Below are 25,386 nucleotides of genomic sequence, written 5' to 3'. Positions count from 1 at the left end.
CCCCGAAAGCCGCAAATGAGTGACCTGCCGTCGTGATACCTTTCAACATCAAGCAGCTCGAAACCTTTCTCCTGGTGGCGACCTTCGGCAGCTTTCGAAAGGCGGCGGAACGCCTGAACACCACGCAGCCGGCGGTGTCCACGCGAATTGCTGGGTTGGAGGAAGCGCTTGGTACCAAGCTGTTCGAGCGGCAGAGCAGCATAGTCAGGCTGACCGCCGAGGGACAACGGCTGCTAATACCTGCTCAACGGGTTCTGCGCGTAGCGGAGCGGCTGCAACTGATGGCCAGCTCTCTTTCAGAGACATCAGAGACGACGAGGGTGCTGAGGCTTGGGGTTGCCGAAACGATCGTGCACACTTGGCTGCCGGATTTTCTCACGGCACTGAAAGCGAACTATCCGCTTGTCGACACGGATATCGTCGTCGATGCGACGACGACCCTTCGCAACGAACTCATGTCACACCGGCTCGATCTTGCGGTGCTGATGGGCCCTGTCTTGGAGTACAGCATCGAGAATATCGAGATGCCGTCCTTTCCTCTTGTCTGGGTCTGCTCGCCGCAATTGGAATTGCCCAACCGACGCAAGGTGACGCTGAACGACCTGATGCAGTTTCCAATCATCAGCTACGCGCGCACCACGCGACCCTATAGCGAACTCTACCGCAAGCTCACCGGCGAATTCGAAGAGACGCCGCGCATCTTTCCGGCCAATTCGCTGGCCGCTTCCATCAAGATGACACTCAACGGAATCGGAATAGCCTCCCTGCCTGAGGGAGTCGTCCAAGATTATATCGCAAACGGTAAGCTGCGCATCGTCGAATGCGAATGGCACCCGTCCGACTTGCAGTTTACCGCCTCCTACTCCTCCGAACCATCCAATCCGATAGCGGAGCGGGCGGCAAAGCTGGCCGCCTGCGTTGCGCATGCATACGCTGCGAGGACCGATAAGCTTAGGCCCGCGGTTTCTCAGCCGACCAAGGCGGTCGGCAGATAGATGCGGTCGCCTGAGAAGATCACATCCGGGCTCAGGATATGATCCATATTGAGCACTACCGTCTCCGCCACATCCGCAGAATGGGTCTTGGCGATCAGGCGAATGCTGTCGCCGTTCTGGACCTCGACCCACTGGTAGCCGTCTTTCTCTAGCGTTGGATTCGTGCGGCCCTCAGGATTGCTGCTGCCGTCGGGATGAACCTCGACGTGGTCGCCAGAAACCCAGCCGCTATGCATATCGCCATCGGGCCCGAACCCTTCGACGGGTATCCAGTTCTGCCCTGACTGATCGGTCGAAGGCTTCGCGGTCTGTTCGATGAATGTCCCGGGTTGCAGAACCGTCACCACAGTCGAATCCTCGTCGGGCTGGGTCCGCAAATTCAGGCCGTCATCGGCGATCACGACAAGTTGCGGGAAATCCTCCGTCGGGATCTGCGGCCCATCTGGGACATCCGAAGGATCATCGGGTTGCTGCGACGAGGCATCGCCATCCGGTTTTTTCGGATCGGGTGGAGGGGGCGTCTTCGGGCTTTCCCAAGGCTCCGCGAGCAGGGCGTCCAGCGAGAAGAGAAGCATTCCAACGCCGAAGGTGACGCCCAGAGTCCACCGATCCCATGCAGCCCATTTTTTGTCGGACTTTTCCGCCGCCGCGATATCAGCATCGGTTCGCGGCACTGAACGGCTATTCATCCGGTCCGTCCTTCTGGCCGACGCATAGAATTCCGCGCAGCCGAACGTGAACATGGTGCCGGCGACTGTGGCGATCGGCGACGGCCAGGACTGCACGGTATAGGCGGCGCAGCCAAGCACATAGCCGGGTCCAGCCAGATATTCGGCCAGGTTTCGGATCACCGGTCTGCCGGTGAACGACTGCAGCATCGACTTCGTGCCATAGACGATGTTGCCGACCGTGAACGTGCTGTTGACGATAAGATCCTTACCCTGGATCATCCCGGTCGCGGCACCTGGCGCTGCGGCAATGAATGTGGCTCCGCCGAGCGCGTTGAGGAATCGCCCGAACGGCTTGTGACTTGCGGTTGCGTTGGGGAAGAGCGCCTGCGCACCGAAAACGACGCCTCGCACGCCAAATGCCACCGCTCCGGCGGTGGCGGTCCAGGTAGGCGGCAGCGAGCTCCACAGCATGTAGGACGTGCCCGCCATGGTGCCGAAGGTGTCCAGCGCGGCCTGATATTCCTTGGTCCGCGAATAAACCAGCGCGCCTTCCACAAGTGTCCGCTGATCCGGCGTCATCGAGTTTTTGTGGGTCGCCCGAAATGTCGTCAGCTGCAGCACCGAGAGCGCATTGGTCTGATCCCCACTCATCCACCCGAACTGCTCAAGCGTGAACTTGCGGAACTGGCCGGGGCTCATTTCCCCGTACTGTCTTGGTGTCACCGCTTCGACCTGCGGCTGGGTCACGGCTTCGGTATGGTGGATCGTGAAGGCACCCCATTGATCGCGAGTCAGCAGCGGAATCTGCTTCTCGGTCAGCCACGGCACCTGCTTGGGATCGAGCTTGGCCACGTCCACGGAATCGATCATGGTTTCGGAGATCGCCGGAACCTGGCGCTCGGTGAGGTTCTTCAGCAATCCGGCCTCGCCCAGATCCTTGAACTGCTGTGACGTGAACTTCGTGACCTGGGTGGGCTTGAACCATGGAACCTGGCGCGCTTCCAACTTCGACATGTTAACGAGCTCGACCATGTCTCCTTTTATCGCCTGCAACTGTGGTTTCGTCAGGTGAGGCGTCAGACCGGTCTTGCCGAAATCCCGGAACTGCTGGTCGGTCACATTCCGGATGTGGCCCTCGGTCAGCCAAGGAACCTGTTTCCCGACGAGGCCCGCGATGTTGACCTGGCCTATCTTTGCCTTCGGGATACCGCGCAGTTGGCTCTTGGTCAGATAGGGCAGCAATCCGGCCTGATCCATGTCGCGGAACTGCTGTTCCGTCAGCACGGCCACCTGCTCGCGCTTAAGCCATGGAATCTGGGTCGGCTGGAAATCGCCCATGACGAGATCTGGCACCTGGTCAAGCGGGGTTGCTCTGACGCCGTCACGGGTGAGCGGTCCATTGTTCGGAGCGGGTTGGCCCTTGTTTGCTGGTGCGGCAGCGCGCGGTTCACCCACGACATGCGATGCGTTGGAAGCAACATCGCCTTCGTGGCCCGGCGCGACATTCGCTGCCTGATATGCCGCGTCCGCGAAATGTCCGTAGTAGTCTGCGTAGGTGCCGCCGTCCGCAATGCTCGGCTCCATGCTCCTGTAGAGCGCCGCCATCTCGTGGACAGCCTGGGTGCGGTCGATCTCGCCGGCGGTGAAGCGGTCAAAGATATCGGCCTGCGCCTGGTCGGCTTGCAGCGCGAGATTCGGCTTGCCGCCGTTGGCAGCAAGCTCATCGGCTACGATGTATTGAACCAGCGCCGCTTCGCCCTCCGACTTCAAGCGGGCGTCTACGGTTGCGTCCCTATGGGCTTGGCGGTTCGCGAAATCCTGGGGCAGCACGTCGATCGGGGCGTCGGTCACATGCGACAGTTCATGGCTAAGCGCATCGACGAATCCGGCGACGACCGCGTCATTGTCCGCGTCCGGCGTGCGGAACATATCGGCATCCACGGAAATCACGTCGAGCCGTCGGTCCAACCCTGATCCGGTTGCAGTCAGATCCTGTTCCAAGCTCGGATCGAAAATCCGCAGATCGCGCCGCGCCGGGTTGACGATGCGCACGCCTTTCGCGTGGGCATTCCGCAAGAGTCCCATCATCTCGGGCGACCGGCTGACCTGATCGGCAAGATCGGCCCTCATCTCGGGCATGCCAAGATCCTGCTGGAGCATATCGTCCAGCATGCTCGATGCTTCCTGGCGGTTGGCCGCAATTTCAGCTTGTGTCAGCGGTTTTGCCGTCGACGGTCCCCACGACCCTTCAGCCGCCGGACCCTGTTCCCGTCGCGGCGCCGGACTCCTGGGAACAATCGGGCCGTCGCCCGCCGGGGCCGGCGCGGTGTCCGGGGGCGGCGAATTGTGCTGCACGTCCTGCTCGAGCAGCCGGTTGAGGTAATGGGCCTGCGTGGGCGTCAGTTCGCTGCGGGCCTGCTGATCCAGCTGTTGCCGCAACGCTTTCCATGCAGGCCTGCCCATCCCGTCGGGCCGTCCGCCGGTGGTGGCGAGTTGGTCCGGATATGGCGCCATGCCCAGTTCCGGGAACACATCCGCCACGCGCTGGCCAGCGAACCTTAAATCGCCGTGCGGCGATGCCGCAACCTCGGCGAGATAGGTGTCGAGATGTTCCAGGACGTCCGGCGTCAGCCGCCCGTCCGAGGCCTCCAGTGCTGAGAAAACCTTTTGCGCGCCTTCGGAGGATCCGGGGTGTGCGCGGGCGGAGCGCGTGTGCGGCACCAGGTCCTTCCTCACCGTGCCGAGTTCTACCGTCGTTACCGGCCATGATCCAAGGCTCGCAGCGAAACCGACGCCGCGGTCCGTGCGGTCCAGGCGGTTGAGTGGCCCGGCGCCCGCCTCGCGCGGAACGCCCTCGAAGGCAGGGCTACCGCGCCAGGGTTCATTGCCACCTCCGAAGGGCGCAATGAGGTTGTAGTTCCGGTAGAGGACACGATCCTCGAAACCGGGCACCTTGCCTTCGGAGCTATAGTGGCTGGCACCACCTCTGGCAGCTTCTTCCCAGAAGGAGGCTGCCCTTTGGCTGAGCGGGCCAGATTCTCTACGCGTATACCCCGGCCGGCCGCCTTCGCCACCGAGATAGAGCAGCGTGCGTTTGACGTAGGCCCCACTCAGAGAGAAGCCAAAGAGGGATAGGGAAACTCCAACGGCGTTTTCTTTCTGGAACGTGTTCTTCGACAGCATCGGGGCCGATGCGACCCACCGGGCAGATGGAGCCGCAGCCTCGTCATAAGCGAAATTCGGCCGGTATCCATTGACGAAAAGTTTCTGGCCCTTCGCGTCGTTGGGATGGACCGGGAGCAGAAAGCCTGTGCCGCCCGGGCCCGGGCCGTTGTTCTTCAGGCTGAGTTCCCCATAGACCTGCCGGCTGGGCAGCGGCATCTTGATGCCGAACATCGATCCGCCGAGGCCGACTGCGGTGGTGGCCTGGTCATTCAGGATCGGCCCACCCACGACATTGGCTTCGTGTTCCTGCAGGAACCAGGAAACGGTGGCGCGGTCGGACCGCCAGACCCCTTGTGCGTCGGTGAAGAATGTCGGGGCGCGCCACGAACTCGCCTTGTCGGCATCCAGCAACCGCTCCAGCAGGACGGGCACCTCGCTGTTGATCTCGGTCCCGGCCTTGGGCTTGCTTGCGGGCAGCGCGTTCTCCAACGCGTGCGCTAGCGACCGGACCGCGGAATCCGCGGATTTCTGCTGGTTGGCGGCGTAACCGCGCATCTCTCGCCACAGATACGGCGTCCAGGTGTCGTGGCCGGACAGGACCTTCTCATTGTAGCGGCCTTCCGGCGAAAGCTCCCCGGCGGGTTTGAACGAAGTCTCCGGCTGAAGCTTCGGACCGTAGACCCACGTGCTGCCACTGTCGGCCTGCAGGACCTGCATGAGCGCATCCTGCTGCGCGGCGGTCACGGCCTTGCCGGGCTTCGTGGCGCCCCCCTTGAAAAACGGCGAGGCGGCATTTGCCGCGGCGGCAAGGTTCGGGTCAGTGGAGCCTGACGCAGCCTTGAGGTAATCGCCGACGATGCCACGGCCGGCATTGGTCCAGCCGGCTTCTCCTGGCAGCGCCCCGGCGGTAAGGTACTGCTCGCCGCGGGGCAGCCTGGCGTCGGTCGACAGGCCGAGTTGGTCGATCACTTCTCCCGGCGAGAGATGCGGCAGCTTGCCCTGAGCGCTGAACACCTGGAGGGTCGTCAAGCCGTTCATCGAGAGCTGGCCGACCGGCTTGGAGCCGGTGAACGGGCTGTTCTGGTCGGCGTTGAGCATTTCGCCAAGCGCATTATGCTGAGCCTGCGTTATTTCCGTGCCGGACTGAGGCAAGCCCCTGCCCCCAAGTTGCACTCTGGTCATGGTCACCGCATCGCGGACGACAGGATCGCTGGAACGTTCGAGGGACTGGAGGTAGTCGCCGACCAGTTCCACCTGCTCGGGCGTCCACGTCGGCGCGGGCGTCGCCGCCGCATCGTCGGGAAGCGCCGGCAAGGTCGCGGTCAGGGTCTCGCCGAGCGCCGAGCGATGGCTGACTTCCGGGTTCTTGGCAGGATCGAACGTGTGGACTTCCCGTGCCGGGGTGTTGACCCTGAGCTGGCCGTTCGGCGTGGTTATCGACCCGCGCTTGGCGCGTTCGACCGTCGGGCCGGAACCCAGGTAGCCGGCATCCGTGGCATGTTCGCCCAGGACGATGTCGCGGGTCATGCTCGCCTGCGGGCCGGCCACGATGACCTTGGCCGGCAGGTATTTGCCGCCGGCCTCGACATAGATGTCCTGTCCGGCGGTGACGCCGTCCTGCGGAACCGGCCGGTGATAGATGCTGTCGACCAGCTCGCCGAGCTTCGGATAGTCATAGCGGGGTTCGGTGTTCAGGTAACGCGTGCCGATGCGCCGCAGGCCGGCTTTGACGGCATTGAACGTCTGGCCGAAGCTGTACGGGTTTGACGAGAAACGGTTGATGATCGGCGTGCCGTCGGGCCGAGCCGGGCTGGGGTGCCCGGTGTCCGTCACGGCAGGTGGCTCGGTGCGGGCGTTCGGATCGGCTGTCCAGCGGCCGTCGGCGCCGAGATAAAGCACCGGCAAGGAAGGGTCGAGCTCGACAGGGGCCGGCACCGGCTCCGGCGCGGCCGTGATCGCCTTGGGTTCGGGTATGGCGACAGTCCTCTGCCCTTCCGGCAGGTTGAAATCGACGAGCATCTCGCCGGTATGGCGGTTGCCGAGAGTGTAGCGCATCAACGGGCGGGTGCCTTGCGCCCCACCTTCCGGCAGCTTCGCTCCGGAAGGTCCCTGCCGCTCGGTGGTTTCGCGGCTCGAACCGTCGCGTGTTTCCGTTTCGGACTGGAGCAGGACCTCGTCCGGGGTGGCCAGCACGGCCGGGTCGGAAGGGCGTGCGCCGTCGAGGTAGCCCGTCTGCTGCGGATCCTTGCCGCTGGTGTAGGTGTATTCGCCGGCGTCCGGCTTCGGCATGCCGGTGAACGTCTTGGTCGCCGGGTCCCAGACGAGCCGCAAGCCGCTCTCGGCCGGGCGCGTCGTTCCGTCGCCGCGGACCGGCGGAACCACAATCGGATCGCTGTCAGCGGGCTGGCGCACATTCTGCTCACGCGCTCCCTGGGCGTCTCGGTCGCTGGCATTCTCGGGATCGCCGCGCTCGCCCGGGGCGCTCGGCCCTTCATCGTGGACGTTGACAACCGTCCCCTCGACGACGGGGTGGCTGGGATCGTGGAAGACCAGTTTGTCGGTCGGGCGATAGACGCCGTCGGGGCCGGCTTCGTGCACGACCATCGGCCGCGACGATTGTCCGTCGCCTGATGGATCACCCTTGCCGCCCGGGGGTGGCGGTGGGTTCGGACCGTCGGACTCGCCGGCCGGCAGCGCCCGTGGACCGGTTGGACGGTTAGCCCCTCCCGTGTTGTCAAAACCGTTCCGGGCACCGAAACCAGGCCCCTGCTGGCCGGACGTTTCGCCGACCACGTCGCCATCGATGATGATTTCATCTGGGTCCGGCATGACCTGTTCGCCGGTGGGCCTGTAGACACCGTCAGGGCCCATCTCGTAGACGGCCCGCGGTTGCGGCCCCGAATCCGGAAAAGCTCCGCTCCGAGTACCGCCCGTTCCAGGCATGTTGGACAACAGCGAGCGGCCGCCCAATCCTGTGCCGACAGTGCCGACGCCTATGCCCACGACTGCGTTCGCGAGCTCGAGCAGGGACATCTCGCCGCCATGCGCCGCCAGATCTTCCACCGATTTGCCGAGCAACGGAACACCGGTAACCACGGCGCCGGCATCGAGGCTCCACGCAGCGGTAGTCAGCCTGTTGCCGCTTTGCATAAACTCCGAGACCTTACCAGCATAAGAGGCCTCCTCTACGTTCACCTGGAATCTGCCGATGCCCCAGCTGGCATCCTTCATGCGGGTCATCCCGAAGCCGCCCGCGAAAGCCTGGGATCTGGACAGGCTTGTCTTTGCCAAGCCGAATGTGCGCAGGGCACCCGCGCCCACTGGCAGGAACGCGGTTACGCCGGTGGCGATATTCCAACCCGACTGGCTGTCGAAGTCGCCGCCCTGCAGGAAGTGATCACCCTCTTTGATCAGAGCCTTGCCGCCAAGGACTGAACCGGAGCCGATCGCGATGGGAATCGCCCATTGGCCGCCCGGCACGAACGAGACGATGGTGGAGACACCGGCGACGATGCCAAGGCCAATGTCGGTAGCCTTGTCCCAGAAACCCACCTTGCGCGCGTCGGCCACTTCCAGTTCGTCGAGCGAAAAACCACCCTTGCCGAGCGACATGTCGCCGCCCTTGGCCATGACCAGATTGCCCTTCTCGCTGAAGATGCGATTCTCGTGCTGGAATTCATCGAAGGTGCTGTAATATTTACCAGAACTGTCGACATAGCCGATTTCGTCGCCGCCGCTCTTGATCGCGAACAAAGCCGTCGTCGATTCCTTCCCGCCGTCGAGGGAGAAGATCGGCACGATCTTGACCTCGGCGTCGTCGCCGGCGCGGTCGGTGATTTCTTCGGTGACCTTTTGGACGTCTTCACTCGACGCGTCGGGCCCGAGGGTCTGACCAACGGCAGTGCTGAGTTGGTCTGGCGTATACGTCTCGTATTCGCCGGTGAAGCCGGCCTCGTAGAGGTTCTCGAACTGGACCTGATATCCAGCCAGCGCCTGGTCCTTGTGTTCTTCAAAATACTCGTACTTGAGTTTCGCCTCATGCTCGGCGGAACCGTATTCGAGAAGCTTGGGGTGGCTTGCGGAAAAAGCGTACCAGTCGCGCCCCGCAACCATCGCCGGCCGCACGTTTTCTTCCCAGTCCTCCAATTGGTTCTTTTCGGTCTCCGCCTGGCCTCGATCGATTTCCGCGGCCGCTACTTCAGGGTGCACCCACAGCTTCTGGCCGTCCATCTCGATCTGGACCCATTTGCCGCTGTCGCCGATCGCGCCCGGCCCCTGCTCTTCGAAGGCCGCGGCAACCTCCGGCGCGACCCACAGGGCGCGATCGTTCACCGTGATCTTCACCGCCGTTTCGCCTGGCTTGAGCGTGCCAGCGGGCGCCTCTACGGTTCCCGGCCCGTAGTCGGTGATCGCCTGGTCGCGTGCCGCGGTCGCGTCGACGAGCCCCGTCTTCGCATCTCTCAGCCCCGCATCAAGCTGATCGACCTGCACGCCGACAATCTTCGACTTGGCCGCGTCCAGCGCCGATTGCGATCCCGTTCCGTTGGCTGTGCATACCGACGCCGACGAGGTGTCTTGCGTCGAGGCCATCATCTCCTGCCACTGCTTGTTGAGCGGATCGTTGCGGAAATCTTCCCTGATACCCTCGTCGTTGAGGTCATATGTCAGGGCAGATTTATGTATGTTCGTGTCATCACCGTTCTCGTCGGTGAAAGTGGCGTGCTCATAGACGGTAACGACATAGAGCTGACCGTTCTCCTCGACTATGTCCTGCGATTTTATCTTGCCGGTAAAGTCACCATGTCCATTGGTATACCCTTCCCAATCGAAATGATGCGGGTTCCTTTCCTGCGCCTGCGCAAGCAGTTGCTGCTTGAGAGGCTCCATGGTTACGGCAAGATCCGCCGCCTCTTTCTGTGCAACCCCATACTCCTGATATGCCTCGGCCAGGGTCACCTGATTGGCCGCGGCCCCCTGGAGCGTTTGCAGACCTTCAAGCCGCTCCTCGATGGCCGTGTATTCGGGGCTTCCAGGCTTGGCATCGGTAAGCTTCAGCTCCAGCTCGGTCGAGCTGATCATTTGGTCGATCGTGGCCTTGTTGCCGTTGGCGGTGTGTAGAGAAACGTTTGTAAAGAGCTCGGCGACCTCCGCGTGCGCGGCCTTTCCTTGCTGGTTGGTTTCCTCGGCACTGGGACCACCCGGGCTGCTGACAGCTGTCTGGTTGGGATCGCTGAGCGTCGGCAGGTCTACCTGTTTGTCGATCGCTTCGAGAAGTGACGTCTGGCCCTGCTCGTATTCGGCCCGGGCGGTGCTGGCGCTTTCAAGCGCGTTGTTGGCGAGGGTCAACCGGTTTTGCGCATCTGCCAGCGTGCCCTTCGGCTCGGGCGGCTTCCACTCCAGTCCATAAGGCGCCAGCACCTCGTCGAGCGTTGACTCGGCGCCCTCCATGGCGTTCTTGTATTCAGCGTCCAGCGCATAGACGTCGAGCTGTGCCGCGCTCTGCGCAGCCTTTGCTTCTGCCTCACCGAAGTTCGCAATCGCCACGTTCTCGGCTGCGATCGCCTTGGCCACCTCCGGGTCGAACCATTTCCAGCTGCCGTCGACCAGCAATGGCACCCACTTCCCGCCCGAAGGAGCCGTGGCTGATGGCGGGTTCCCGTAGGGACCAACCGACGTGGGGCCACCGTCGAGAGTCGCGCCGGTTGCGTCTTGTCCCGGACCATATAGTGCCATTGCATCGACCACGGCCTGCTGCTTTTCAAGCGCTTCCGTGGTCAGCTCTGGCGTTGCTCCGCCGAATATGCCGTCCAGCGTCGTCTTGACGACCAGATCCTCCTTGGCCTGCTCCGGGTCACTGCTGTTCGGATTGATGGAAAGCAGCAGCTCGGCCAGCGCCTGTTGTGCGGTGCCGGCCGCGATATCCGTGACGGCGCCGGTCGTATCGTTGGTCAGCGTGATCTTGCCGTCTGGCGACGTGGTCAGCGTGTAGCCGTTAAACGTCACTTTGACGGTGGTCTTGGTGGCACCCTCGATCACCACGGTCTCTCCCGGATGAATAAGGTCGGGGTCGCGCGGAGAGGTGAACAGTTCCGGATTGCTCTCGGCGAGTTCCTCCAGGGTCACGCCGTGGGCCTCGGCGATCTCGGTCAGATTGTCGCCCGGCTGGACCTCGTAATCGATCGGTTCGCCGTCATTCAGCGTCTCGACGATGGTTTCGGTGCGTCGCCCGTCTTTGTCGAAGACGATCGTCGTTTCGGTGTTGTTCTTGGGATCGACGATGGTGGTGGTCTGCTCGCCGGTCTCCGTATTGCGTTCGGTGTGGCTGGTTCTGCCGTTGCCGTCGACCGAGTCGGTTGTCTCGGTGTTGCCGTCAACCGTCGTTACCGAGCGCGAACCATGTTGGTAGTCGTTGTTGTAGGTGACCGTCTTGCCGGTCTCGGGATCGGTGACGACGATCTGGAGGGTCTCGCCTTCGTCACCGCCCTGCGTCACCTCGAGGCCGGCGGCGTTCAGCTCGGCGATCACCTGCTCCGGCGTGAGATTGCTTTCCTCGGCGATCTCCTCGATGCTCTTGCCTTCGGCAAGCTGTTCCTGGATCGACGGCGCGCCCGAGCCGTCCGCTGCCTGCGAATGCGCCAGGACGGTTTCCTCGCCGCCCGGACCCGTGACCGTGGTCACCGGCAATGCGGGGCCGCCGGCGGGCGTCACCGTCTCCACGGTCGACCCATTCGGCAGGTTCTTGGTGACGGTGACGGCACCGTCACCACTCGTTTCGGTCGTTGTGGTTATACGGGTTTGGGGATTCGTCGTGCGTTCGGTGACTGAGCCGTCGCCGAGATCGTCCACGAACGTGGTCGTGATCGCGCCGGTCTGCGCGTCGACACTGGTGGTTTCCTTGCGGCCGAGATCGTCACGGATTGGCGAGGAGGTCGCCTGTCCGTCGCGACCCGTCACTTCGGTGTAATAGCCGCCATGTTGATAATCCTGGTTTTCGGTGATCGTGCGGCCGCTGCCGTCGGTGATCACCACCGTACGGGTGTCGCCGTTGGCATGTTCAGTCGCTATCGCCGTCATTTTGCCGGCATTCAGAGCCGCCACCACCTTCTCGGGAGACATCTTCCGCTCGGCAGCGATGTTGTCGATACTTTTGCCGCCTTCGATCGCCTTGAGAATGTCCTTCGCTTCCGGTGAAACATCGCCGCCGTCGGGCTCACCACTGGTCAGCAGGAGGTTTGGTGTACCGCCGAAATTCTGCGTCGTGAAAAGCGCAGGCGCGGCGGTGGTGCCGCCGTTGCCGTTTGCTGCGGTGACTGCGGCAGGCAGCTCCGGTGCTGGCCGCGCCGTCGCGGCAGTCGGCTGTGCCGTGGTCAGTTGCGTGTTCACCTGCGCCAGATCTTGGCGGGCCTGTGCTGCCCAATCGCGCTCGCCCATCCTATTGGCAAGCTTGATCTGTTCCCGCAGCTTCGCAGCCTGCGCCTCTAGCCGGGAAACCTGCTCGGCTTTCGCTGAGGCGTTTACCTTTTGCGGCTGAACCGGCGGCTTGGCGGGCGTTATCGGGCGAACCATTTAGACGACCTCCGGAAAATCAGCGTTGCCGGCAGTCTGGCTGCCGTCACGCCCGCCCCGATAGCAACCTTTCCGATGTTATCGGGGGGGCTTCCAATAAATGCCGAAAGCAGCGAGTTGCCCTTCCGACTGTTTTACTCGTTGCGCAGCATTCACTTCAGACCGCGCAGCCGTCAGCGCCGCCAGGATCTCGACGGCAGCGAACGCCGGCGCCATGCTGCGAAAGAACGACTGCGAATTTGATGTAACGATGATTGTTTCCCGCGCGATCCGGGCCAGCGGCGACACGCTGCTATCAGTGATTGCCACCACGCCGACACCCTGCCGCGCCGACTGGCGCGCCACGTCGATCGTCATGCGTTCATAAGGCGACATGCCGACAGCAAGCAGCACGTCGTCGCGTCCCGCACCCTGCAAGGCATCCAGACCATGTCCGCCCATCTCGCCGACAAGCGTCACCTTGCGGTCACCGCCAGCCAGAAACGACATGATGTGGACGAAGTGGCTCGCGACCGGATAACCGGAGCGCGAGCCGAGACCGAACAGATTGCGTGATCGTGCAAGGAGGGCGGCGGCGGCGATGAATTGTGAGGCATTGCCGTATTCACCTAAACTTGAAATCTGGGCCGCGAGCGTGTCCGCAATGACCCCTGCCGTCGAATATCCCGGATCGCCACCCTGTCCGGCACCCCGTCGCCCCGGCTCACCGGCGACTGTCTCACGCAGCGCGCGCGCATAAAGGCTGCGCATATCCTCGTAGCCTTGCAGGCCAAGCCATCGCGCCAACCGCATCATCGTGCTGTGCGAAACGCCGGCCTGATGCGCCTGCTCGCGCATCGACATCAATGCGACATCCTTAGGATGATCCAGCACGAAACGCGCGGCGACCCGCAGCTGCGGCGGCATATGCTCGAATCGTGCGACCAACAGCTCCGCCAAGGGACCTTGTTCCATTCTAAAATACCCCATTCACCCCGATGGCAGATTACTCCCCCAATGTCGGCAATGCAACAGTTGGAACTGAAGTGGTTCATATATTCCAAGTGGACTTTCATTTTCGAACATGCTGCCTTAAGCTGCTTTCGCAACCTGCCGGATCGCATCGTCGTGATTCCGGAGTTTGTAACTTGAATGGTCCCTCAAGGAGACAATGATGGCGCCTACCCCTCCCGTTACGTCTGGCTCTGCCGGGTCGCCGGAACAGAACCTGGACAAGATGATCAAGCATCAGGAGCGCATGTTTAGCCTCGAGATCACAAAAGAGATCGCGAAGTCCCAACATGACATGCTGATGAGCACCGCAAGGACGCTCGGCCAGTCGGCTGAAAAGGCCTAAGGCGGGGATTCTCGAACCCCTACGCCGCCGCAAGCAACCGGCGGCGTACTTTGCACGGCAGGAATGTTTCGACGCCGCTGTCAGGCTGCGTCTGAATTGTCATCGGCGGGAGATGAAGTGGCATGACCGCTAATTCTATCGGCAAATATTGGGATGCAGCGCCCGCGCGCCGGCTCCGTTCGATTATCGCCCACTCCCCGGCATCCGGACATTCCATTGCGCTCAGCGTAACTCACGGATTTCACGCGGGAGCCGAACTCAGTCTGGTCGAGCCTCTGTATACGGTTGGCTCCAGCACGGAGTCGGACATTGTCCTCAGGGATGCCGGCATCGCGCCGGTCCACGCAAGGTTGCGGCGCAAGGGTAGCCAAATTGAAATCGAAGCCGTGGGCGGCGATGTCACACTCGCCACCGGCGAGACCATCCATGAAGGCCAAGGCAGCCGCTGCAAGCTGCCGCTCACGATAACTGTCGGCGATGCCCATATCCGGCTGGTCAACCTAGAACGCCCGCCGAATGGCTGGTCTGTTTCCAATCGCCCCCTCCTGGTTGCAGGCAGCGTTCTGTTTGCCGTATTCGCTGTTTCCGTCGCTGCGAATGGGTTCTCTTTCGCCAAGCCCGACATTGGCAAAAAGATATCCGCTCAAGAGGGTGAACCGATCAGAGTGGCCTTCGCTGGCGAGGCCGGGCAAAGTGTCCTGGACGATTCATCGCCAACACAAATACACAGTGCCACTGACGCGGAAAGCCAGCTCAAGCTGCGCCTCGATCAATCTGGCATCAGCACATTGACCGTTCAGCGATCGCCTGGACGGCTCGTGGTCTCGGGTATGATCCCCAATGACAAGGATGGTGTCTGGACGGAAACGCAATCCTGGTTCGACCAGACGTTCGGCGCGCACATCCCCCTCGTCTCCAATGTCATGATCGGCAACGCCGAGCAGGCTCCGCGCCTGAGGCTGCAGGCGATCTGGTATGGCGAGCGGCCCTATGTCATCGCCGCCGACGGCGCACGCTATCATGAAGGTGCATTCACGAATGACGGCTGGACCATCAAGCACATTGGCGAGACGGAACTTCTCCTGACGAAGGGCGGCGCCAGGGTCGCGCTGAAATATCCGTGAACCGCCGGCTTGAAGGGCCGCGATTCGATACGGCAAGGATGGACACTGCCGGCCGCGAGGTGCGGCAGGCGGAAGGTGTGCGCGGTCAGGCAATCAGCCGGCGGCGGATGAATGGCGTCGACAAAGCCGCAAGCCGCGCTCAGGGGACGACATCGGCCGCTGACACGGAAAAACCACAAAACGCGGAGTTCCAGCCCTCTCGAGGCACGAACAGCGAATCGCTTGACGAGGCGCTCATCAACTTCGTCATGCCGCGTATTCCCGAGCCGGCCATCCTGCGTCGCTCGGTACCTATTCTCCAGCATTTTGTAACGCATCTGGTTCCCGATCTTGAGGGTGGCGAGCAACTCAAGACACTTGCCAGAACGCTGATGGAGGATGAAATCGAGCGTCATCGCGATCTGCTTGGCCGCATGCAGGAAGGAATCGAAACCTGACCGATCCGCGTGACACAGTGCATCTGCTGCATGTCTTGGGTTATCTCTACGGATGTCACGGGCAGGCAAAGCGGGGCGCGGCATACCTGCTTATCGCCGCACAGCTTTCGCCGGGAAATGCCGGTGTCCTGCGCACATTGGCGCATCTGCTCATACTCGATGGCGAAGCGGACAAAGCGCTTGCCACGATTGCCAGGCTGGAGACGCTGGAGGGAATGGACCACCCGACGCTAGCGTTGCTGAAGAGCCGCGCGTTGCTTGTGGCCGGCCGCAGGGCCGAGGCGCACAATGCCTTGCGGAGCTTCCTATCGCATCGAGCCGCCGAATGACGGTGTCGGAACGCCTTCTGCACTTCCTTGCCAAGCTGTCACGCCGCAGCGATCTGGTCATTGCCGTCTTGATGCTCGTCGCAGTGGTGATGATGCTCATTCCATTGCCGACTTTCCTCGTCGACATTCTCATCACCGCCAATATCGCCGTCAGCGTGCTTATCCTGCTGGCTTCGTTTTACGTTTCTCATCCGCTCCAGTTCTCGTCGCTGCCATCGGTCATCCTCATCGCTACCTTGTTCAGGCTGGCGATCACGATCACGACCACGCGACTGATCCTGCTTCAGGCCGACGCAGGCGAGATCGTTTCCGCCTTCGGTACTTTCGTCGTCGGCGGCAGTATTGCGGTGGGCCTCGTCATCTTCCTGATCATAACCGTCGCGCAGTTCATCGTGGTCGCGCGGGGTGCGGAACGCGTTGCCGAGGTTGCCGCGCGCTTTACGCTCGATGCGCTACCGGGCAAGCAGATGAGCATCGATGCGGAGTTGCGCAACGGAGACATCGATCAGGCGGAGGCACGCCGTCTGCGCCAGCAGCTTGAGCGCGAGAGCCAGTTGTTCGGCGCGATGGACGGCGCCATGAAATTCGTCAAGGGCGACGTCATCGCCGGCATTGTCATCATTCTGGTCAACCTGATCGGTGGTTTCGCGATCGGAACGCTGCAGCACGATATGTCGCTGGGAGACGCCGCCGCGACCTACTCGCTGCTCACTGTGGGTGACGGGCTGGTTGCGCAGATACCGGCACTGCTCGTCGCTGTGGCCGCCGGCACGATGGTGACGCGCGTCGGCAGCGCCGACGGCACGAGCGATCTTGGCAGGCAAATAACCAGCCAGTTGCTACGCGACTCCCGCGCGCTCGCGCTCGCGGCGGTGATCATGGTCGGCCTTGCCGTAGTGCCGGGCTTTCCGTCAATTGTATTCCTGATCCTTGGCGCCTGCTTCGGCGCGGGCGCCTATGCAATCAATCGCCGCACCGCCCGCGAATCCGGGATCAAAGACATCGGCCAGTTCGCCATGGCCGAACAACCGGGAAATCCGGCGCTTTCAGCCACTCCCGTCGGACTACTGCCTTCTTCATCCCGCATCGTCGTACGCTTCGGAACCGAACTCGGACGCTCGGTCCCGGAACCCGAATTCGCCACGCTCGCCGATGGCGTGCGCCGCGAACTCTTCGGCGATCTCGGTGTCGACGTTCCCGCTATCGGCCTGCAGGTCGACGAGATGCTTTCAGCGCGAGGCATGCGAATCGATCTGGAGGGGGCGCCCATCCTGGATGCCGAAATCCCCGCCGACCGCGTTCTTGTCGAAGCGGACCCAACGAATCTCGATCTGCTCGATGTGACTTACGAAAAAGGTTCTCCGATTGCCGGTCAGCGCAAATTCATGTGGGTCGATGATCGCCACATTTCGGCATTGAAGGAAGCCGGCTTCGTCTTCTCCACACCGGCGCAAACAGCGGCCAAATGGACCGGAAATGCACTTCGGCTCTATGCCGGCCACTTCGTCGGGATCCAGGAGACGCGCAGGCTCCTTTCGGACATGGAGCTGGACTATGCGGATCTGGTCAGACAGGCGCAGGAGATCGTGCCGCTGCAGAAAATAGCGGAGGTGCTTCGGCGACTCGTCGGCGAAAACGTGCCGATCCGCAACCTGCGCCTGATCCTCGAGGCGCTGATCGAATGGGGTCAACGCGAACAGGACGTCGTCATGCTTACGGAATATATCCGCACGTCCTTGAAACGCCAGATCAGCTTCCGCTTCGCTGGTCGCAACAACATCATCGCAGCCTATGTCCTGCAGCGCTCGGCCGAGGATATCCTGCGAAACGCGGTGCAAAGCACATCAACCGGTACGTTCCTGAACCTTTCGGATGATGCTGCACAGGCATTGATCGCCGAAATCGAACGAGCCTTGTCGCAGAACGCCACCGATGTCTCACCGGTCGTCCTTGCGGCGATGGATGTACGCCGTCACATGCGAAGCCTGCTCACGCACAACGCCCTCGAACTTCCGGTTCTGTCCTTCCAGGAACTCGCACAGGAATTCAACGTCCAGCCATTGGCGACGATAGCCGGCCGCTCGGGCATAGCACGCAATGTCTCTCAGTCGCTGCCATCGGCTGAGGCGAAAGCCGGACAAGAGGCAGCCTCATGACGCCGGCCGGGCGGATTGGGACAGTTGGGGGCTCTACATGCTCAAGAGGGGAACGGCATGACAATCCACGATACCGCAGCAGGCGTTCGATCCGCCACTTTCGCCGGGCGGACGGCTATGCGCTGGCTCGCTATCGCGACGGGCGTCTTGCTGGCGTTTTTGTTCACACTTGCCGACGCGATGGCACAGGACATGTCGCCATTGCCGAGCAAGCCAACCGTCGACCTGCCGGTCGGGCAAGGACGCCTGCTGCGGTTCAATGAACCCGTCGAATCCGTCCTGATCGCGGACACCACGATCGCGGACCTTCAGGTCGTGTCGCCGGGAATAGTCTATGTCTTCGGCCTAAAGCCCGGCCTGACCAACCTCATTGCAATCACATCCGATGAGCGGGTCGAGGCAACGGCCCAGTTCCGCGTCACCCCCGATGTCACGCCTGCCAACGAAGCGAAACACGCAATGCAGCCGAACTCGGCGACAAATCTCTCGATTTTCGGGACCCGCATTGTTGCGACCGGCGAGGCACGAGGCGTCGAAGAGGCAACGGATGTCGACAACATCGCCCGCACGTTCTCGCCGCCGGATCAGCCGCCGCTGAACGACATGACCGTGCAGGGGTCGCAGCAGGTCAACATCCGGGTCCGTTTCGCCGAAGTCTCACGCACTGAACTGCAGTCGTACGGCGTCGATTGGTCTGTCGGGTACAGGAGCGGCGGCTTCGAATTCAACATGTTCCAGGACAATGGTGTGCCCGCCGGCATCGGGAATTTCGGTTTGAACATGGACCAGACGCATGGCATCAACTTCGACATTCTCATCGAAGCGCTGCAACGCAACGGCATCGTCAAGATACTGGCCGAACCGAACCTGACTGCGATGACCGGTCAGACCGCAAGCTTTCTCGCCGGCGGAGAAATTCCGGTTCCGATTCCGCAAGGAACTGACGTCGTTACCGTTCAATACAAGCCCTTCGGCGTTTCCCTCGGGTTCACCCCTACGCTGATCGGCCGCAATCGTATTGCGCTCCATGTCCAGCCGGAAGTCAGTTCCTTGTCGGAAGCAGGCTCAGTAAGCGCCAATGGCTTCGCCATGCCGAGTTTCGTCGTGCGCAGGGCCGACACCACGGTCGAAGTGGCGAGCGGCCAGACCTTTGCGATCGCCGGTCTTTTTCAGCAGCGGACCTCGCGTAATCTGGAAAAGTTTCCGGTTCTCGGCGATGTGCCGGTCCTTGGCCCGCTTTTCCAGTCACAGCGTTTCCAGCGCGAAGAGACGGAACTGGTGATCCTGATCACGCCTTATCTGGTCGAGCCGGTGCGCGACAGCCTTGCCACGCCGCTCGATCGTCCGGCAGCCAAACGCCACAGCCGGAAGCGCGCCAATGACGCGGCGGCGATGGGCCTGATCATCAAGTAGTGGGGAACCGAACATGACATTTCGCATCGCTTTGTGCTGTGTTCTTCCAGTGCTGCTTCTGGCCGGCTGCGCTAACAGCCCGCAACAGCCGCAGGAATATTCTCCCGGCTACAGCTATGTTTCGACCGACACCGGCGGCTCAGAGAAGGGCGTCAGCGGCTCCGTCCTTGCTCCCAATGCATGTCTGAACGAACCGGCCGATGACGACCGTTCTGCCGCTGCGACCGATCTGACGATCGTTTCCGGCGTCGGCTCCCACCTGCCGTCCGGTTGCGCCAACGCCTACAATCTTCAACGCATGGCCGAAAGCCAGCGTGACCTCGTCGAGGGCCGCCGCATGGGGGCGGCGGCGGCCGCACCGACTGCAAATGCCGCCCGGCGCTACCTCAATGGCGAAGAGGCTCCCATGGGTGGAGCCAATAGCGGGCCGCTGACGCCGCAAACAACGCTCCCGGTCGAGTGAGCCGATGCGGCCTTGCCCGCGGTGCACTACTTTATCCGGTTGTTTTGGCGTCGAACTCGACCCAAATCGGCTTCGCGCTTTCCGGTCCGCTGCGCTAGCCGAGGATAGAGCCGAGCGCTTTCGCCCTGGCCTGTGTGCTACCCTTCGAACGGATGGTTCTAGCACGCGCAAGCAAGGTATCCACCTCCTTGGTCGCCAGGCCGATCGGCGGCGAGGCCCTGACCTGATCGGCCTGGCCGAGAAGTCCGTAGACCACCACGACATTGCGCTTGTGATGCAACCGCGCATTGGTTGCGGCGGAGATCTTCTGGACCAGCGGGAGTGCTGTGGTGGAATTGCCTTCGAGCGCTGCGGCCAGCGCCATGTTGCTCTCGACGTCGAGATCCCCCGGCGCGAGTTTCAACGCCTGAGCAAAAGTAGTCTGCGCCTCCGCCGTCTGACCCGCGAATGTCTGCGCCACGCCCAACCGATTGTAGGCGCTGCTAGTATTGACCAGCGGCGCTGCCTGCGCGAGTGCGCGCATGCCGGCATCGATATCACCCGTTTCCATCATCGCCGAGCCAAGCCCGAGCATTGCCCCCCCGTCATTGGGGGCTTTTGCGAGCGCGGCCTGATAGGCTCTGGCGGCCTCGGCGGGATAGCCGGCTCGCATATAGGCTTCGCCCGCCTTGACGAAGGCGCTCGGCTTGGCGTCCGGCATCGCTGCCGCACGCTGGTAGAGCGCGATTGCGGTGTCGCTATCTCCCTGCGCATCTATATCGTCCGCAAGCTTGATCAGACGCTCCGATTGCGACGACGGGCCCTGCGCCTTTGCCTGCTCGGCGTCGGTTTTGGTCGTCTGGCAACCGGCCACCGCCAGCACGGCGACGACGGGCAAGAACACGACATGCAGCCGCATATACACCTCTCCGTATTCAAGCCCGCCGCACCTTACACACGGCCCTGGCCGACTGGAACCACAACAGTGCGATAAGATTGCAACATGGCCGAAGAAGCTGAGGAAAAAAAACTACCGGCGTCCGACAAGAAGCTTCGTGACGCTCGCCGGAAAGGCCAGGTTTCGCAAAGCCGCGACCTGGTCTCCGGCTTCACTCTTTTCGCAGCGCTTGGCTATCTCTATTTTGCCTGGCCAACGCTCGTCGAGCACCTTTCGGAACTCGTGCAGACCGTGACCGCCCCCGGCGATTCGTTCGGAGAAATCAGCCAGCGGGCCATCCGCCATTCGTTCTCATTGCTGATGCTTGCCACATTACCGCTGGTCGGAATCGTTGTCGTTCTCGCCGTGGCCTTCGGCATGCTGGGGACGTTCGGGCCGGTCTTCTCGTTTGAGCCGCTCAAGCCGCAATTCGATCACATAAACCCGGCGAAGGGCCTTCAGAAGATTCTGTCGCTGCGCAACGTCATCGAGTTCACCAAAGGCCTGGCCAAGGTGGTGTTGCTGGCCAGCCTCTTCGCATTCATTTTGATCGCCTGGCTGCAGCCGCTCTTCGATGCTCCAGGATGCGCTCCGTCATGCCTTGAGCCGATCATCAAGGCGGTGCTGACACCACTTGGAATTGCCGCCGCCCTGGCCTTTGTCGTCATCGGCGTGATCGATGTTCCTATTCAGCGCTGGCTGTTCCTGCGCGACATGCGCATGACGACAACCGAATACAAGCGCGAACACAAGGACCTCGAAGGCGACCCCTTGATTCGGCATGAACAGCAGCGACAGCGGCGTGAGTCCGTGATGCAACCTGCGAAGCTGGGCGTAAAAAACGCCGTCATCGTCTTCGTGTCTGGTGACCGCGCAGTGGCGTTGCGCTACGTCAAGGGTGAAACGCCGGTGCCGACGGTCGTCGGCAAAGGCCAGGGCCGAGCGGCCGACGAGATGATGGCTCAAGCACGCCAGACAGGTATTCCCGTGATCGAGGATGCGGCCGTCGCCAGCCCACTCTTCGAAAATGCGAACACCGGAGTTTACATCGGTCAGGATATGTTCTCACCGGTCGTGCGCCATCTCGTCCGGCTCGGGCTCACTTGAGGCAGGCAAGATTGGGGCAAAAAGGCGCGAACCGACCTTGCCGCAATGCCTGAACAGCGCGGCAAGGTCAGCAGCGACCTATTTAGCTGGACCCAATAGGAGATCGAGATCGACCGCGTCCGCCATCGCCTTGTATCCCGCGTCGTTGGGATGGAGGTTATCGCCGCAGTCGTAGTCGTCGCGCAGGTATCCGGGCTTGCCCGGGTCTTCCATCGCCTTGTCGAAGTCGATCACGCCATCGAAGCCACCGCCGGTGCGTATCCATTCGTTTACAGCGACGCGTATCTTTTCCTTCTCTGGTGTGTAGTAACCCTCGGTAGGAAGTCCTTTGAAGGTGTCGGCAAAAGGGGTCAACGTCGCGCCTACAATGCGTACGCCATCGGCATGCGCGCGGTCGATGAGCTGTTTGTATCCGGTGATAATCTCTTCGGCAGTCGGTTCCTTGTCGTCCGGCGTGATTGCATTTTCGCCGGGCCAGCCGATATCGTTGATGCCCATCATTACGACGACGGTCGAGACCTTGGGATGGCTCAGGATATCAGAATCGAAACGTGCCAGAGCATTGACACCCATACCGTCGGTCAACACCCGATTGCCCGAAAAGGCTTCGTTAACCACCGCGACCTTGCGGTTGGCCTCCTGCAATCGCCTGGCGACATGGTCTGGCCAGCGATTGTTGGCGTCGGGAGTCGAGCAATTCCCATCCGTGATGGAATCGCCGAAAAACACGATCGCCTGGGATTCCGGCGCGGCGTCAACCCAAATATCGCTCAGAAATAGGCGCGATTTGAGCGTGCTTTCAGCCTTGAACGCTGCGTCGTTTGTGAAATTGCCCGGGCCGGAGATGTAGGCGGTTTGCACACCGTCCCAATGCACCGACGAGAGCGCCGTCTTCTTCGGCAGGAAAATGCTGACCGAGATGTCGGAAAGCGCTTCTGCCGGGAGGGCGACGGGGTCGCTGAGGATCGGGGCTCCCGGCGGAACGACCACAGAACTCTTGCCGCCCCAGGTTAGGGGCTTCAGGGTCGCCTGGTCGACCTCGCCGTCCTTGCCCGCTATTCCCACGCTGCCGGCGCCGATAGTCAGCGGCTTGTCGCCGAACGCATTCGACAGCACGACCCGGACGCTATTGCCGCCAACACTGATGCGGGCAACTTGGCGCACGGTCTGATTCTCCAGCACCTCCGGCACTCCGAAAGGCGCAGGAAGATCATCCGACCAGCGCGGAGCAGGTGTGGCAGCCCAAGTGGTGATCCAGTCTCCCGTTTCCGCACCTTGTGCCGAAAAACCTGCGATCGCGGAACCGGCCGCCACAGCTGCACATATCAGGATAGTCTGACGTCGACGCCGTTTCCTCCCTGCCGCGGCAGAAAGCACCGATGAAACTCTATCCGTAAAAACAAAAGGGCTAATGAGCCGCATTTTTATCTCCTCCTCGAGACATGCTGGTAATGCCGCCGCCGGCCTTATTATGACGGGCTGCCTAGGGAATGAAATTCAACTTCCGTGGCAATTTTGGACCAGCCTCAGGGGCAAGGATTGCGAGCGTGGAAACTGGTGCTGCCTTATGGTCAAAACTCGCGTGCTGAAACGTCCGCTGCGCCCGGATTCACTGGCGGACATCGATTTTGGGCCCCAATGTCTGGGCCATGACCCGCCGCACAACCTTGCCGTCTGCGACATCCAGGCAGACGGTATCGACCAGGTATCGATACGCCACGATGTATCGAGGCTCCAACGCCTCAAAAGCGTGGTGCAGGAACGGCATGGAATAATGATGGTGTGGATAGAAGTTGTAACCGACCGCAATAGCCGAGTTCGCCAAGTTCGCGGCGCGATTGTGCTGTCCAAGAATAAACGGCGTCGGTCGGGCCGCATCGTAGTCAGGCGGCGTGATTGGCAGTTCGACTGGATAGGCGCACTCTTTGGTAAGCTTCATGACCTCATAGTTGGACGAGACAACGTCCGACGACTTTGGCTGCACCTGCCTGATCCCGATCTGGCCCCAAGCTGAGGTCGGAACGTGGCCGGATTCACGACGATATTCCTGATAGCCGAAGTGACGGCCATAGAGCAGATAGGAGGCGTCGCGAAAAAAGCTCGGCGCGACCCGCACCCAGTCACCTTCTTTCGTGAGGGCCTCGAAATGTGCTTGCCGGATTTGCCTTGAATCGTACCAGCCGAGCCGCGCGTTATAAAAGACCGCGTGGCCGAATATGGTAACGAGAATCCCGGTTACGATGGCAATTGTGGAAAACGAATTTTCCTTCATTCTCGTCAGAGCCGCGACGATCAGACTGTTCAAGATGATCCAGTGCAGAAAAAGAGCGCCGCTCAGAAGGAAGATCCCGACATGCATGATATCGAAGAACGCGGTCAGTCCGATGAGCCATCGCCGGCGCAAAAACGCGAGAAAGCATAGAAGCTGCGCAGCAAGGATAACGACATTCATCGGAATCTGGACCGCCCTGAATGCTTGATAAGCAAGAGCGAGCAGGGATTCGGAAAAGCCCAACGGGGCCGCGCCTAAACTGTACCCGGCCAGCATTATGGAACTGGTCGGGTTCTCGAGCATCCAGCTCATAGGCCCTCCGTCAAGAGTGACCTTGGCCATCCCGGACATGAAGTAGTTGCCAAAATGGGCGCCGATCCCGGCAAGCAGCAGTATGCCGGCAGCTTGGGCCGCGAAATCCCTGGTTCCGAGTTCGTTAAGGCTGGGCCGGTTCCTGGTGAAGAGCTTCAGCCGGCTCAAACTCTGCAGCAGGCCAAGGGCCAACAGGCCACAGGCCAGGAAGAGACCGGCCTCAATCAAGGGCGCATAGTCGTTGCGGCCAAGTTCCGCAGCACCGGAAACTGCCCGTGTGACATCCTTGTGGAAGGCGAAATAGACCATCGGGAAAATGGCAAAAGATGGCCGCAGGATCGAAAAAGGGCCGCCACAAGCGCGATCAGGCGAGAATAGATAAGTACATTGCCCAACGCGTCGGCGCGAGCTGCGTCGGCAATGCCGAGTTCGTCTCCAAGCCCGAAGCTGAAGAGGCCCAGCGTTATCGCCAGGCCGACGACGATAATTCGCGCAGCCCGCGCCTCGGCGGGATAGCGCACGAATGAAAAAAGGCAGCATAGTAGAGCCAACCCGAAGGCGCTGGCCGTGGCAAAGGCAGGATCGTGCCACGCCACGCGGGATGCCGCCTTTTGGTAGAGCAGGATCGGAACGAGCCCGCACAGAAATGGGAAAAAAAGAAGGGCTGCAAGGACACAGCGCTCAACGGGTGAACGCTCGATGGCGACTGACGGCCAAGGCGGGGCGCTGCCCGCTCCGATGCTCATACCATGCTTCTCCCGTCTTCCGGAATTTTCGCCTCACCTCTTCGGTTTTCGGTGCTCACCTTTCCGGTGACGGGATGAGCCCTCACGCGGCCGCACATTGCGGTCGGGATATTGCTGCACTGCAATAGGACGCGTACTACAACCTAAACGCACAGGCAACGACGAAAGTTCAAGATGCCCCTGGCTCAATGCGCGCGCGCAATTACACCAATTGTCGATAAATGCCCGCGTTAAATTGCCGACCTGTCGCAAATCTAGGTACAATACCGCAACAGCGATCGCCCCAGCCCTCGTCACCATGCCCGGTGTCGAGCCGGGGTACTTGGAGGCTCAAAAAAATGTTGCCTAACTACCCAAAGTAGTGGCAAATATTATGTT

The 25,386-nt window shown here is 61.6% G+C and carries 15 protein-coding genes; 10 read left to right on the top strand and 5 right to left on the bottom strand.

Annotated features, from left to right (window positions below):
- Positions 1-32: 32 nt before the first annotated feature.
- A complete protein-coding gene (locus tag CIT26_RS06360; RefSeq protein WP_095491779.1) occupies positions 33-995 on the top strand; it encodes a LysR family transcriptional regulator in 963 nt (320 codons plus the stop codon).
- Here the strand turns inward: CIT26_RS06360 and CIT26_RS06355 are convergent.
- Together CIT26_RS06355 and CIT26_RS06350 are read right to left on the bottom strand one after the other, a co-directional pair.
- Entirely contained in the window at positions 968-12,397 is an 11,430-nt protein-coding gene (locus tag CIT26_RS06355) for a LysM peptidoglycan-binding domain-containing protein (RefSeq protein WP_095491778.1), read from the bottom strand. The two genes, CIT26_RS06360 and CIT26_RS06355, sit on opposite strands and share 28 nt — an antisense overlap.
- 78 nt (positions 12,398-12,475) lie before the next feature.
- A complete protein-coding gene (locus CIT26_RS06350; RefSeq protein ID WP_245319194.1) occupies positions 12,476-13,324 on the bottom strand; it encodes a MurR/RpiR family transcriptional regulator in 849 nt (282 codons plus the stop codon).
- 226 nt (positions 13,325-13,550) lie between these two features.
- Between CIT26_RS06350 and CIT26_RS06345 the strand changes: the two genes are divergently transcribed.
- The 7 genes from CIT26_RS06345 to CIT26_RS06315 all read left to right on the top strand — a co-directional run bounded on the left by CIT26_RS06345 (position 13,551) and on the right by CIT26_RS06315 (position 19,655).
- Positions 13,551-13,733, top strand: a complete 183-nt coding sequence (locus CIT26_RS06345; RefSeq protein WP_095491776.1) for a hypothetical protein — start codon at positions 13,551-13,553, stop codon at positions 13,731-13,733.
- A 122-nt stretch (positions 13,734-13,855) separates the two neighbouring features.
- Positions 13,856-14,857 (top strand): SctD/MshK family protein, encoded by a 1,002-nt coding sequence (locus CIT26_RS06340; protein ID WP_095491775.1) that lies wholly within the window; start codon positions 13,856-13,858, stop codon positions 14,855-14,857.
- Positions 14,858-14,895: 38 nt separating this feature from the next.
- Positions 14,896-15,294, top strand: coding sequence for a hypothetical protein (locus tag CIT26_RS06335; protein ID WP_095491898.1), 399 nt, complete (start codon positions 14,896-14,898; stop codon positions 15,292-15,294).
- A gap of 35 nt (positions 15,295-15,329) precedes the next feature.
- On the top strand, positions 15,330-15,623 hold the full coding sequence (locus CIT26_RS06330; protein ID WP_245319192.1) for a hypothetical protein: 294 nt from the start codon (positions 15,330-15,332) through the stop codon (positions 15,621-15,623).
- On the top strand, positions 15,620-17,779 hold the full coding sequence (gene sctV, locus CIT26_RS06325) for a type III secretion system export apparatus subunit SctV (protein WP_095491774.1): 2,160 nt from the start codon (positions 15,620-15,622) through the stop codon (positions 17,777-17,779). Before CIT26_RS06330 ends, sctV begins: the two co-directional genes overlap by 4 nt.
- Positions 17,780-17,836: 57 nt before the next feature.
- Positions 17,837-19,192 (top strand): type II and III secretion system protein family protein, encoded by a 1,356-nt coding sequence (locus CIT26_RS06320; protein WP_245319190.1) that lies wholly within the window; start codon positions 17,837-17,839, stop codon positions 19,190-19,192.
- A 13-nt stretch (positions 19,193-19,205) separates the two neighbouring features.
- Positions 19,206-19,655, top strand: a complete 450-nt coding sequence (locus CIT26_RS06315) for a hypothetical protein (protein ID WP_192362438.1) — start codon at positions 19,206-19,208, stop codon at positions 19,653-19,655.
- 94 nt (positions 19,656-19,749) lie between these two features.
- Here CIT26_RS06315 and CIT26_RS06310 read toward each other — a convergent pair whose 3' ends face one another.
- Complete coding sequence (locus CIT26_RS06310) at positions 19,750-20,553, bottom strand: tetratricopeptide repeat protein (RefSeq protein ID WP_095491772.1); 804 nt, start codon at positions 20,551-20,553, stop codon at positions 19,750-19,752.
- A gap of 84 nt (positions 20,554-20,637) precedes the next feature.
- Between CIT26_RS06310 and CIT26_RS06305 the strand changes: the two genes are divergently transcribed.
- Complete coding sequence (locus tag CIT26_RS06305) at positions 20,638-21,678, top strand: EscU/YscU/HrcU family type III secretion system export apparatus switch protein (protein WP_095491771.1); 1,041 nt, start codon at positions 20,638-20,640, stop codon at positions 21,676-21,678.
- 78 nt (positions 21,679-21,756) lie between these two features.
- Here the strand turns inward: CIT26_RS06305 and CIT26_RS06300 are convergent, their stop codons facing one another.
- On the bottom strand, positions 21,757-23,100 hold the full coding sequence (locus tag CIT26_RS06300) for an SGNH/GDSL hydrolase family protein (RefSeq protein WP_245319189.1): 1,344 nt from the start codon (positions 23,098-23,100) through the stop codon (positions 21,757-21,759).
- 187 nt (positions 23,101-23,287) lie between these two features.
- On the bottom strand, positions 23,288-24,571 hold the full coding sequence (locus tag CIT26_RS06295) for a hypothetical protein (RefSeq protein WP_095491770.1): 1,284 nt from the start codon (positions 24,569-24,571) through the stop codon (positions 23,288-23,290).
- Positions 24,572-24,588: 17 nt separating this feature from the next.
- Between CIT26_RS06295 and CIT26_RS06290 the strand changes: the two genes are divergently transcribed.
- Entirely contained in the window at positions 24,589-24,789 is a 201-nt protein-coding gene (locus CIT26_RS06290; RefSeq protein WP_095491769.1) for a hypothetical protein, read from the top strand.
- Positions 24,790-25,386 lie beyond the last annotated feature (597 nt).

The organism is Mesorhizobium temperatum (genome assembly GCF_002284575.1).
Classification (GTDB): domain Bacteria; phylum Pseudomonadota; class Alphaproteobacteria; order Rhizobiales; family Rhizobiaceae; genus Mesorhizobium; species Mesorhizobium temperatum.
This window is presented reverse-complemented; position numbering and strand designations above follow the sequence as displayed.